Here is an 11090-nt window from a genome sequence, read left to right on the forward strand (position 1 = left end):
AGTTTTCCGAATGTTACGAACACGCCCATGCGCCTTCACTATTTCTCCCAGCACGCACTGCTTGCGGCCCTTGCCTGCACCGCATCCGCCCATGCCGCCCCCGTTGTCGTGGGCACCGGTACGCCCGCCAGTTGCACCGAAGCTGCGCTGGACGCGGCACTGGTGGGTAGCAACCAGATCACCTTCAACTGTGGCGCAGTCCCGCACACCATCACGCTGACGGGCATGAAAGCCCCGGCGTCGGGAACCACCCTCGACGGCGGCGGGCTCGTTACCCTGGATGCCAACCTCGTGGCGCGTCACTTCTACATGAACTCCGGTACCTATGCGCTGGCCGGGCTCACGCTCGTCAATGGCCAGGCGGACCACGGCGGCGCCATCTATGCCAACAACGTGACGCTATCGCTCAGCAACGTCACCTTGCGCAACAACCGGACGCTGGCGGGCGGTGACGGCGGCGCCCTGTTTACCGGGGGCAATCTGGGCTCCCAGGTTACCCTGCAAAGGGTACGCGCCATCGGCAACAGGGCCGACTATGGGGGCGGCGCCATCTACGCCAATAGTGAGTACGACACGCTGGCGCTGAATGAGTTCGTGGCGCAGAACAACATCAGCGCCAATGGCGGCGGCGCGATCGACCACCATGGCGCGGCCCTCACCATCACACAAAGCCTGTTCCAGAACAACTCGTCCACGGCTTCGGGGTCCTCCGGCGGGGCGGTGAATGTCGACCCGATCACGTCGAGCACCTTGTCCATCACCAACACGACCTTTGTGGACAACTCCCTGGGAGACGGCTCCGGTAGCGCTCTCAGCATCACCGGCGTGGCGGGCGGCAGCATTGCCAACAGCACCTTCGCCAACAACAGCGGAACCGTGGCGATTTCTGTCTGGGCCGCTGGCACGCAGGTCACGGCGAGGAACACGCTCATCAGCGCCACCTTGGGTGGCATCAACTGCAATACCCAGGGAGGGGCCGTGTTGTTCGACGGGGGCAACAATCTGCAGTTTGGAGGTACGGCGGCACAATCGTGTGGCGCATCGATGCCACAGGCCGACCCGCTCCTGGCCCCGTTGGCCAACAACGGCGCGGGCTATTTCAGCCAGACCATGGCCTTGCAGCCGGGCAGCCCCGCCATTGATGCGGGCAGCGGCTGTGAAGTGGTGGACCAGCGTGGCGTGGCACGCCCCATCGGCCTGGCCTGCGACATCGGCGCCTTTGAAGCCCCGGTGGCCGCGCCGCCCGGCAATGGCGCGATTGCAGTGCCTGCGCTGGACTGTGGCGGCCTGGCCTTGCTTTCCACGCTGCTGGCGGGGCTGGGGGCGCTGCGCCGCCGCAAGGTTGGTTTGCTATAATTTTTATAGCATTTGGCGCTTTATGGGTAAGCCATGAAGGCCAATTCGGCCCAAAAAAACTGCGCCATGCCACTCAGTGGGGCACGAACTCCGGCCGGTCATTGTTCTCGGGCTTGAGCGGAGCGGCCACCTTGCCCTCGGCGCGCTCCTTGCGCCACTGCTCCTTGCGGGCCGTCCACTCGTTGAGCCGCGCATGGGCCACGGTGCTGTCCTTGGCCATCTGCTCCTCGTTGGCCAGCTGGGCCGACAGCTCCAGGCGGATGCCGTTGGGATCGAAGAAGTAGATGCTGTGGAAGATGTGGTGGTCGGTCACGCCCAGCACCTCGATGCCATGGGCTTCCAGGCGCTTCTTGGTGTTCTCCAGTTCCTCGACCGTGTTCACGCGGAAGGCGATGTGGTTGACCCACAGGGGCGTGTTGGGCGAGGGCTCGGCCTTCACGTCGTCGCCCAGGTCGAAGAAGGCGATGAACGAGCCGTCCCGCAGGCGGAAGAAGAAGTGCGTGTAGGGGCAGTACTCGCCCGTGCTGGGCACGTAGTCGCTCTGGATGATGTGGTAGAGCGGCAGGCCCAGGATGTCTTCGTAGAAGTGGCGCGTCTCTTCCGCGTCGCGGGCCTTGTAGGCGTAGTGGTGCAGCTGCTGGATGGCGGCAGGCGCGGGCAGGGTGGCCAGATCGGGCGTCGGGGCGGCATTCATGCGGTGTCTCCTCAAATGGATGGCTGCAATTCTACTATCCGTAATTGATTTACGTTAAGTTAATTTTTATGTGGGTGATTTGCGGTACATTCCGCAGTCACACCCATTCGTGCCGAGGTATTACTCCCATGCGCCTTTGAGCCTCTTCAAGCCGTTCCCCTGCCGCCCTTTGCGGGCCAGGTGGTTGCATGTCTTGTTTGGAGTGCTTTTGCATGGCGACACCTTCACGGGGCGAATCCGCCCATGGCAGCCGCAGCGCTGCCGCAGCCTCGGCTGCTGATTTCCCATCATCATCTTCTTCTGCTCGTTCATCGCAGGCCCCTGCCGGGCAGGGCAATGCGGCGCCCGGCGCGGGCCAGGCCGTGCTGCAGTTCGCCGGGGTTGGCTGGAGCCCGCCTGGCGGCCAGGCCCTGTGGGGCCGTCCGCTGACGGTGTCCCTGGGCCCGGGCGTGACGGGCATCGTGGGTGCCAACGGTTGCGGCAAGAGCGTCTTCCTGCGGCTCGCGGCGCGCGCGCTGCAGCCCGCCAGCGGCGCCGTTCTGGGCGATCCTTCGCTGCATGTGGTGGCGCAGGAGATGGCTGCTGCGCCCGGTGCCACGGTGGCTGACGTCGCAGGGCTGGGGCCGGCGCTGGGCGCCCTGGCGCGGCTGGAGGCGGGCGAAGGCACGCCCGATGACCTGCTCGTGGCCGATGGGCGGTGGGACCTGCCCGCGCGCTGGCGGCAGGCGCTGCACGCCCTGGGGCTGGGTCACCTGCCGCCGGCACACGCCGCGCAGCGGCTCAGCGGGGGCGAGCGCATGCGCGTGGCGCTGGCGGGGGCTTTCCTGTCCGATGCCGAGCTGCTGGTGCTCGATGAGCCCACCAACCACCTTGACCGCGCGGGCCGGCGATGGCTGATGGAATCGCTGGCGCAGTGGCGGGGCGGCGTGCTGGTGGCCAGCCACGACCGCGAATTGCTGGGCGCGGTGGGCAGCATCGTGGAGCTGTCGCCCGCCGGGCTGCAGCGCTATGGCGGCCACTGGGGGCTGTACCAGGCCCAGCGCCAGGCCGAGGCCGCCGCCGCCCAGGCCGCGCTGGACCACGCGCGCACCGAGCGCGAGCAGGGCCTGCGGGCGCTGCAGCGCGAGCATGACGCCCAGCAGCGCCGCGCGGCACGCGGGCGCGCGGAGGGGCGCACCACCAACCAGGCGTCCATCCTGCTCGACCGCCGGAAGAACAGCGCACAGGCCCACGCCGGCCGCGAGCACGAGCGGCAGCAGCAAGAGCGCCAGCGGCTGAACGAGGCCGTGCGCGAGGCTGCCCTGCGCGTGCCCGCGCAGGCAGCCGCGGCGCTGGTGCTGCCGCAAAGCGCCGTGTCGGCGGGCAGGCAGGTGCTGGCGTTCGAGCAGGTGCAGGTGCCGCATGCCCCACCGGGCTTGCCTGCGCTGAAGGGCGTGTGGAGTGGCCCCGTGCGCATAGCGATCACCGGGCCCAATGGGTGTGGCAAGAGCAGCCTGCTGCGGCTGGTCGCGGCGCCGGATGGCGTGCCTGGAGGCGGTGTGCGGCGCGGCGTGCGGGCCGCCTGGCTGGATCAGCACAACACCGCCGCGCTGCCCCCGCAATGCAGCGTGCTGGATCGGCTGCGGGCACTGGGCTCGCCGCTGCCCGAAGCCGCGCTGCGCACGCACCTGGCACAACTCGGGCTGGATGCGGACAAGGTGCATCGCCCGGCCGGTGTGCTCAGTGGCGGCGAGCGCATCAAGGCCGCGCTTGCCTGCGCCCTGTGGTCGTGCGAGCCCGCGCAGATGCTGCTGCTCGACGAGCCCACGAACCACCTGGATGTGGATGCCGTGGACGCCTTGCAGGCCGCGCTGGGGGCCTTCACGGGCGCGCTGGCCGTGGTGTCGCACGACACCGCCTTCCTGCGCGCGCTGCGGCCGGACGTGGTGTGGGCCTGGCGGCCGCAGGGCTGGGACCTGGACGCCTCGCTGGACGCTGCCTGACGCGGAAGGGGGCCTGGTGGGGCCGCGCCAAGGAAAAAGCCACCCGCTGCGCGGGCGCGGCGGGTGGCCTGTGGGCACGGCGTGGACGCCGCCCTGCGCGCTGGCGCGTGGCCAGCGTGGCTGGATTACTGCTTCACGGCTTCGATCTGCACCACCAGGCGCACGTTCTTGGGGAAGCCCCACTCCACGCCGTAGTTCATGCCCCACTGGGTGCGGTCGATCGTGGCCTCGAAGTCGCCACCGCACACTTCGCGCTTGAGCATGGGGCTGTCATAGCAGTTGAACTGCGTGGCCTTGAGCGTGACGGGCGCGGTCTTGCCCAGCAGCGTGAGCTGGCCGGCCACTTCGCTGACCTTGTCGCCGTTGAAGCTGAACTTGTCGGACACGAACTTGATGGTGGGGTGCTTGGCGGCATCGAACAGGTCGGCGCTTTGCAGGTGCTTGTCGAACGGGGGCGTGCCCGAGTTCACCGAGGTGGTGTCGATGGTGATGTCCACCTTGCCGGACTTGGCCGCGCGGTCGAACTCCACGGTGCCTTGCTTCTTGTCGAAGCGGGCGCGGTTCGTGGTCGTGCCGAAGTGGCCGATCTCGAACGTCACGAAGGTGTGCGTGGGGTCGATGGCGTAGTTGGCGGCCTGCGCGGCGCCGGCGGTCATTGCGGTGGCAGCGGCCACGGCGAGCAGGGAGAACAGGGACTTGCGCATGGGTAAATACTCCTGGAGCAGTGGTGGAAAGAAAAGGAAGGAAAAAAGGAAAGAAATCAGCGATTCAATGCAGTGCGACGCGGGGATCGGGCACGTTCAAGCCAGCGCTCCCGCACAAGGGCCGCGTCGCTGCGCCGGGAGCGTCCCTCTCCCGCGTTGCGTAGCAATGCGAGAGAGGGGAAGGCGCGAAGCGACTCCGGGGGAGCTTCATTCAAATCTTGCCCACGCCGGTGAGCGCGAGCTTGAATTTCACGGTCACGTCGTCGGCCACCATCGAGGTGTCGGCCCACTCGTTCTCACCGATCTTGAACGCCAGGCGCTTGATGGGCAGCGTGCCTGTGGCGGTGGTGCTGGCCCCGCTTTGGGTCAGCGTGACGGGCACCACCACGTTCTGCGCCGTGCCCTTGATGGTGAGCTTGCCCGCCACCTCGAACTTGCCGCCACCCAGCGCCTTGATGGCGGTGGATTCGAACTGCGCCTGCGGGAACTTCCCCACGTTGAACCACGTGGGCTTGGGCAGCTCGGCATCGGTCTCGCGCGATCCGAGCGTGGCGCTGCCGGTATCGACCGTGAACGCGATCTTGCTGGTGGCCGGCTTGGCCGGGTCGAACGCCACCTGGGCGCTGAACTTCTTGAAGTGGCCGTCCAGCGGCACGCCCATCTGGCGGGCGGTGAACTGCACTTCGCTTTGGGCGGGCACCAGTTGTTGCTGGGCCAGGGCGGCCTGGGCGCCCACGGCCAGGGCGGCGCCCAGCACGATGTGGGACAGGGTGGAAGAAGACAGATTCATTCGAAAACTCCGTTCAAAAGACAGAAAAGAGAAGGTGGGGCGGTCGGCTGGTGTAAGACAGGGGCGCGCATCCGCCAGTGCGCCCGTGGAGCCGGCTCTGCCGGGCCTGCGGGTGCGGTCCCCTCCCGCCGAACAGGGAGACGGCGCGAAGCGGCTCGGGGCCCGCCTCATCCACCAGGCAGCATGCGGGCGAGCAGGCCGTCGCGGTCCACGATCTGGTGCTTGAGCGCGCCCGCGATGTGCAGCACCACGAGGCCCGCCATTGCAAATGCGGTGTACTGGTGCCAGGGCTTGATGGCCTCGGCCAGCTCCTTGCTCACGGGCACGAAGTCGGGCAGCTGCCACAGGCCCAGGAACACGATGGGGAAACCGGCGGCCGAGCTGTAGGCCCAGCCGATCAGCGGCACGGCGAAGAACAGCGCATAGAGCAGCCCGTGCGTGGCGTGGTGCGCCAGCTTCTGCCAGCCGGGCATGGCCTGCTCGATCGCTGGCGGCAGTGCGGGGGGGCGGTGCGTGGCGCGCCACAGCAGGCGCAGCACCGACAGCACGAGGAGGGTGACACCCGCCCACTTGTGCCAGTTGTAGAGCTTGAGCCGCTGCGGCGAGAACGGCAGGCCCGTCATGTAGATGCCCACGCCAAACAGGCCGATCAGCGCCAGGCCCAGCACCCAGTGCAAAAGCATGGCGGTGCGCGTGTAGCGGCGGGGCGTTGCGGCGGCCGGGAAGGCGGTGGTGGCAGGGGCAGTCATCTGGGAGCAAAAAGCAAAGCGGGTGGTCAGGTGGAGGCGCCGGGCCAGCGCCTCTCGGCCAAGGCTGACATTCGTCAAGCAATGGGGCAGTGTAGAAAGCCGTCACCGCATTCGGTTTCAGGCAGATTGATGCTTCAATTCAAAAAAAATGAATTGAGAGGGCCTGAGCGCTCAAAGTTCCCCAATGCTGTGCGGCTTGTGCATGGCCCGGGGCGGGGGAGGGCCCTGGGCATGGGGAATGCCCCATCAGGGTGCATGCCGAGGGACTGAAATCGCCGCGGGGCGCGTGGTGGCGGTTACCGCAAGCGCGCACGGCGCGGTGCGGCGGCCTGCCTTGAGAAAAGGGAGAGGCCGGGGCGCTTACTGGCCGAGCGCGGCCTTCTTCCAGGCCTCGGCGGCAGCGGCCTCGTCCCCGCGCTTTTCGGCCAGTTCCGCCAGATGGCGCCAGGCGCTCGCCCGCAGGCTGGTGTCGGCGAGCTGCTGCGCCGCCTGGGTGAGCAGCTGCTGGGACTTGCCCCACAGCTGGCGCTTGAGGCAGGCCATGCCCGCCAGGTACTGCAGGCGCGCATCGCGCGGGTTGGCCTGGTGCGCGGATTCGATGCGGGCCAGCCAGGGCGCGTCCAGTGCGTCCAGCCCGGCTTCGAGCGCGCGTACCAGCTTCAGCGCATGGTGCTCGGCCAGTGCGTCGGGGAGGTCCACCATGCGTTCCCACACCGGCAGCAGCCAGGCGCGCACCTGGGTGGCATCGCCGCCCAGGGCGGCCAGCCGCTGGGCGGCATGGATGGCGAGTTCGGGCATGTTGCGCTCGGAGGACTCCAGCGACATCCAGATCTGCTGGAGCTGCGCGGTGTCGTGCGCGCTGTTGATGAGCTCGGTGGCCAGGCCGCGCACGATGCTCTGGGCCGCGGCGGGCGAGAACGCGCGGTGCTTGCCCAGCAGGCGCGCGGTATCGAGCGCCTCCTGCGTCTGCCGTGCCAGCCGGGTCGCCTTGAGCTTGATGCGCAGCGACAGCGTGCGCCGCGCCGCGCCCTGGGGCAGGGCGGCCAGGCGGTCGAGCGCCGCGCCCGCATCGCGGTCGTCCAGCGACCAGCGGGCCGCGCGCATCTGCGTGCCTTCGCGCATTTCCTGCTCGCTCACGGTGCCGCGTGCGGGGGCTTCCTGAAGCGCGTCCTGCAGGTGGCTCTCGCGCGTGGCGCTGTCCTGCAGCGCGTGCGAGGCCTCGGCCGCGATCATGTGGGCCAGGGCGCGCAGCTGGCGGCCGTGGGGCACGGCCTCGCCGGCGGCGCCCAGCGCATGTTCCTGCGACAGCGCGGCCACCGCCGCCTTGCGCGAGCGGATGAAGCGCCCGCCGAGCATGTGGGTCAGCGCATCGAGCAAGGCCGCGTGCATGGCGCGCTCCTTTTGCTGCACGCGCCAGCGGCGGGCCTGGTGGGGCAGCTCCAGCAGGGCGGCCAGCGCGCGCAGCGCCGCGTACACGGTGACGAAACCGCCCACCAGCAACAGCACCACCATGTTCAGCGACAGGTCGATGCGGTAGGGCGGCCAGTACAGGGTGACGGTGCCCTGGTTGTTGCCCGCGAACAGCGCGGCGGCCACGGCCACGCCAAACAATGCCAAAAGCCAAAGTGCTGCGCGCATGTCGTCAGTCCGTTATTCCACCGCGCAAGGCGGCGCCCGCAGCCCGTGGCACGGGCGCGGTCCAGGCGAGCGCCACCGTGGAACTGGCTGTGCCAGGCCACCGGTGGCGTCCCCCTCCCGCAGGAGAGGGGGAAGGCGCGAAGCGACTCAGGGGGTGATTCATTTACCTTCCCGCTGCGGCAGTGGCCAGCGCGGACAGGGTTTCGTCCAGGCGCGGCTGCTCGGCCGCCTTCATGCTGGCCTGGGCCGTCTGCAGCGTGCTGGCCGCGTTCTGCGTGCGCCGCGAGGCCGGGTCGAAGTACTTGTTCAGCGCCACGGTGGCGGCGGCCAGGTCGGCCCGGGCCGAGTCGAACTGGCGCGCGAGAACGCCCAGGCGGGCGTTGAGCAGCTTGAGCTTGAGGTTCTCGCGCAGGAAGAAGGTCTGTTCGGGCGCCAGAAGGATCGCCTCGGGCTGGTCGATGCGGCTCACCCGCACCAGCCCCCGGGCCTCGTCGCGCACCACTTCCCAGCTGCGCTGCAGCGCGGCCTGCCACCAGGCCATGCCGCCGGTGGAGGCCGGCGTGCCGCCCGGCGCCGGGGGCGCGGCCGACAGGCGCCGCGTGGCGGCGGCCTGGGCCACCGCATTGAGCACGGGCAGCTCGTCCACCTGGCGCACCAGGTCGTCCAGGCGGGCCAGCAGGCCGGCGGTGTCGGTGACGGTGGCGCGGGTCAGGCGGTCCAGGTCGCGGCCGATGGCGCGCTGCACGGGCGCCAGCCGGGGCTGGGCGGCGCGCTCGATGCGCAGGTTGGCGCTTTTCAGCGCGGCCACCAGCGGCTCCAGGCTACCGGTGAGCTGCGCCTGCTGCTGCGCGAGGCGGATGGCGGATTCGATGTCCACCACCAGGTTCTCGTCGCGCGAGCGCGACAGGCTCTGCATGAGTTCTTCGAGCTGGCTGCGCTGCAGCGCCACCTCGCTCACCCGCGCCTCGGCCACCGACAGGCGGGCGGCGGTCTCGCGCACCAGCTCTTCGGCCTGGCGGGCCATGGTGCGGGCCTCGATCGCCTGCGCACCCGAGTCCGCAGACTGCCGGGCGAGCTGCTCCTGGATGGAGCTGAGTTTTTGCCACAGCAGGCCGCTGCTGACCAGTGCCGCCGCCGCCACGGTGCCCAGCAGCAGCGTCACGGCGCCGCCCCGGCCGGGAGCGGGTGTCGGAGCGGCGTGCGAAGGCGCGGGGCCCGCTGCGGGTGCGCCCACGGGCGCCGCCACGGGGGCTGCGGCGGGTGCAGGGGGCAGATCGTTGGGGGGCACGGAACTCATGCCGCCGATTCTATCGAGGCCACCAAGTCTTCCAGGGCCGGACGGCATTCCCGCACGGCGCCAAAGCCCGCCGCCCGGGCCGCTTCGGCGATGCGCGGGTGCGTGGCCAGCGCCCGCGCGGCGCCCCAGGGCTGGCCGGGCAGGGCCTCGGCCAGGTGGGCCACGGCTTCGGAACTGCTCAGCAGCCAGAGGGAACCATCGTGCGCCGCCTGTTGCGCCAGCGCCACCTCGTGCGCTGAAAAGCGGGGCGCGCCGCGTTGGTAGGCCACCACAAACTCCACTGTGCCGCCCGCTGCCTCGATCTGGCGGGCCAGCCAGTCGCGGCCGCTGCCCTGGGCGGATTCAGGCACGCTGCCGGATCTTCCGCGCACGATCAGCACACGGTCGCCGGGCCGTACCTGCTCGGCCACCTGCTGCCACAGCGCTTCCGAGTCGAACTGCGGCGCATCGGGCGCCGGACCGTCGATGCAGGCCGAGGGCACGCCGGCCTGCTCCAGTGCGCGTGCCGTGCCGGGGCCGGGTGACCATGCTCTTGTTTTGATAGCTGCCAGCGCTTGTCCATCCAGCGCTGGAGGCCTACTGGATCCAAAAAAATGGGCCACGGCATTGCCACTGACAAACATCAGGGCGCGGTACTGCGCAAGGTGGGCCCTGGCCCGGGCGAGCGCCTGCTGCGCAGCGGGGTCGCGGCAGGGGCCGATGGCGATGAGCGGCAGTGCCACGGCGCCGATGCCGTGCGCGCCCAGCATCTCCACCCAGTGCGCGGCCTCGCGGGCGGGCCGCGTGACGATCACCCGGGGCGAGGGCATGGGCGCCTCAGGGTTGTGGAAGGCTGGCGGGGTCCGCGCCCCGTGCGCCGCCCGCGCGCAGGCGCTGGGCAATCGCGTCGCCCAGCGCTTCGGCCTGCGCCAGTGTGCCGACGGGGGCGCTGGCCTGCGCGCGCACCAGCGGGGCCTGGCCGTCCGGGTCGCCCCAGGCGGCATCGAGCTGCAGCACGCCGGCGGCCAGCGTGCCGTGCGCCGCCAGCGGCATCGAGCAGCTGCCGCCCATGGCGCGGCTCACGGCGCGCTCGGCGGCCACGGTCAGCCAGGTGGGCTGGTGGGCCAGCGGCGCCAGCGCGTCGATCAGGTCTTGCCGGTCGCTGCGCACCTCGATGCCCAGCGCGCCCTGGCCCGCCGCAGGCAGCATGGCCGTGGGCTCGAACGTGGCGCGGATGCGGGAGGCGAGCCCCAGGCGTTTCAGGCCCGCCGCCGCCAGCACGATGGCGTCGTACTGGCCTTCATCGAGCTTGCGCAGGCGCGTGTCCAGGTTGCCGCGCAGCGGCTCGATCCTCAGGTCGGGCCGCAGGGCCTGCAGCAGCACCTGGCGGCGCAGGCTGGAGGTGCCCACCACCGCGCCCTGGGGCAGGGCATCAATGTTCGGGTAGTTGGGCGAGACAAACGCATCGCGCGGGTCTTCGCGCTCCATCACGCAGGCCAGGGCAAAACCCTCGGGCAGTTCCATGGGCACATCCTTGAGCGAGTGCACGGCGATGTGCGCGCGGCCTTCTTCCAGCGCCACCTCCAGCTCTTTCACGAACAGACCCTTGCCGCCCACCTTGCTCAGCGACCGGTCCAGGATCTGGTCGCCCTTGGTCGTCATGCCCAGCAGCTCCACCGTGTGGCCCCGTGCGCGCAAAAGGGCCTGTACATGCTCGGCCTGCCACAGGGCGAGACGGCTTTCGCGCGTGGCAATGACGATGGTGAGGGGTGTCTGGGGCATGCTCAAGTTCGTAACCTGTTTGTAATCATTCAGGGGCGGGCGATGCTAGCATGCGCCCGCACTGGGGCTGGTGCGGCCCGGGGGCATGCCGGGCGGACGGCGCCGGCGATCCCCCCATC

The 11090-nt window shown here is 69.8% G+C and carries 10 protein-coding genes; 2 read left to right on the forward strand and 8 right to left on the reverse strand.

Going from position 1 to position 11090, the window contains the following annotated elements; all coding sequences use genetic code 11:
• Positions 1-27: 27 nt before the first annotated feature.
• Positions 28-1356 carry an IPTL-CTERM sorting domain-containing protein gene (locus ACAM51_RS21680; protein ID WP_369641829.1) on the forward strand — a complete coding sequence of 443 codons (1329 nt, stop codon included), beginning with the start codon at positions 28-30 and terminating at the stop codon, positions 1354-1356.
• 73 nt (positions 1357-1429) lie between these two features.
• Here the strand turns inward: ACAM51_RS21680 and ACAM51_RS21685 are convergent, their stop codons facing one another.
• Positions 1430-2050, reverse strand: a complete 621-nt coding sequence (locus ACAM51_RS21685) for a VOC family protein (protein WP_218293743.1) — start codon at positions 2048-2050, stop codon at positions 1430-1432.
• A gap of 212 nt (positions 2051-2262) precedes the next feature.
• Between ACAM51_RS21685 and ACAM51_RS21690 the strand changes: the two genes are divergently transcribed.
• On the forward strand, positions 2263-4032 hold the full coding sequence (locus ACAM51_RS21690; RefSeq protein WP_369641830.1) for an ABC-F family ATP-binding cassette domain-containing protein: 1770 nt from the start codon (positions 2263-2265) through the stop codon (positions 4030-4032).
• Positions 4033-4157: 125 nt separating this feature from the next.
• Here ACAM51_RS21690 and ACAM51_RS21695 read toward each other — a convergent pair whose 3' ends face one another.
• The 7 genes from ACAM51_RS21695 to hemC form a co-directional block, all read right to left on the reverse strand.
• Positions 4158-4736: a YceI family protein gene (locus ACAM51_RS21695; RefSeq protein WP_218293746.1), complete on the reverse strand. Its 579-nt coding sequence runs from the start codon at positions 4734-4736 to the stop codon at positions 4158-4160.
• Between the two features lie 211 nt (positions 4737-4947).
• Positions 4948-5526, reverse strand: a complete 579-nt coding sequence (locus ACAM51_RS21700) for a YceI family protein (RefSeq protein WP_369641831.1) — start codon at positions 5524-5526, stop codon at positions 4948-4950.
• A 167-nt stretch (positions 5527-5693) separates the two neighbouring features.
• A complete protein-coding gene (locus ACAM51_RS21705; protein WP_369641832.1) occupies positions 5694-6275 on the reverse strand; it encodes a cytochrome b in 582 nt (193 codons plus the stop codon).
• 360 nt (positions 6276-6635) lie between these two features.
• Positions 6636-7913: a heme biosynthesis HemY N-terminal domain-containing protein gene (locus ACAM51_RS21710; RefSeq protein ID WP_218293748.1), complete on the reverse strand. Its 1278-nt coding sequence runs from the start codon at positions 7911-7913 to the stop codon at positions 6636-6638.
• Positions 7914-8076: 163 nt separating this feature from the next.
• The gene (locus tag ACAM51_RS21715) at positions 8077-9210 is read right to left on the reverse strand and encodes a uroporphyrinogen-III C-methyltransferase (protein WP_369641833.1); all 1134 of its coding nucleotides are present in this window, start codon (positions 9208-9210) and stop codon (positions 8077-8079) included.
• Entirely contained in the window at positions 9207-10019 is an 813-nt protein-coding gene (locus tag ACAM51_RS21720; RefSeq protein WP_369641834.1) for a uroporphyrinogen-III synthase, read from the reverse strand. Before ACAM51_RS21720 ends, ACAM51_RS21715 begins: the two co-directional genes overlap by 4 nt.
• Before the next feature lie 7 nt (positions 10020-10026).
• Positions 10027-10971 (reverse strand): hydroxymethylbilane synthase, encoded by a 945-nt coding sequence (gene hemC / locus ACAM51_RS21725; protein WP_218293751.1) that lies wholly within the window; start codon positions 10969-10971, stop codon positions 10027-10029.
• Positions 10972-11090 lie beyond the last annotated feature (119 nt).

This window comes from Acidovorax sp. A79, assembly GCF_041154505.1.
Taxonomy (GTDB): Bacteria; Pseudomonadota; Gammaproteobacteria; order Burkholderiales; family Burkholderiaceae_C; genus Acidovorax.

What these genes read in the sequence shown, in the direction of transcription:
- ACAM51_RS21715 (WP_369641833.1), bottom strand. Translation starts at nt 9,210, where the DNA reads ATGAGTTCCGTGCCCCCCAACGATCTGCCCCCTGCACCCGCCGCAGCC.
- ACAM51_RS21695 (WP_218293746.1), bottom strand. Translation starts at nt 4,736, where the DNA reads ATGCGCAAGTCCCTGTTCTCCCTGCTCGCCGTGGCCGCTGCCACCGCA.
- ACAM51_RS21690 (WP_369641830.1), top strand. Translation starts at nt 2,263, where the DNA reads ATGGCGACACCTTCACGGGGCGAATCCGCCCATGGCAGCCGCAGCGCT.
- ACAM51_RS21710 (WP_218293748.1), bottom strand. Translation starts at nt 7,913, where the DNA reads ATGCGCGCAGCACTTTGGCTTTTGGCATTGTTTGGCGTGGCCGTGGCC.
- ACAM51_RS21720 (WP_369641834.1), bottom strand. Translation starts at nt 10,019, where the DNA reads ATGCCCTCGCCCCGGGTGATCGTCACGCGGCCCGCCCGCGAGGCCGCG.
- ACAM51_RS21680 (WP_369641829.1), top strand. Translation starts at nt 28, where the DNA reads ATGCGCCTTCACTATTTCTCCCAGCACGCACTGCTTGCGGCCCTTGCC.
- ACAM51_RS21700 (WP_369641831.1), bottom strand. Translation starts at nt 5,526, where the DNA reads ATGAATCTGTCTTCTTCCACCCTGTCCCACATCGTGCTGGGCGCCGCC.
- ACAM51_RS21705 (WP_369641832.1), bottom strand. Translation starts at nt 6,275, where the DNA reads ATGACTGCCCCTGCCACCACCGCCTTCCCGGCCGCCGCAACGCCCCGC.
- ACAM51_RS21685 (WP_218293743.1), bottom strand. Translation starts at nt 2,050, where the DNA reads ATGAATGCCGCCCCGACGCCCGATCTGGCCACCCTGCCCGCGCCTGCC.
- hemC (WP_218293751.1), bottom strand. Translation starts at nt 10,971, where the DNA reads ATGCCCCAGACACCCCTCACCATCGTCATTGCCACGCGCGAAAGCCGT.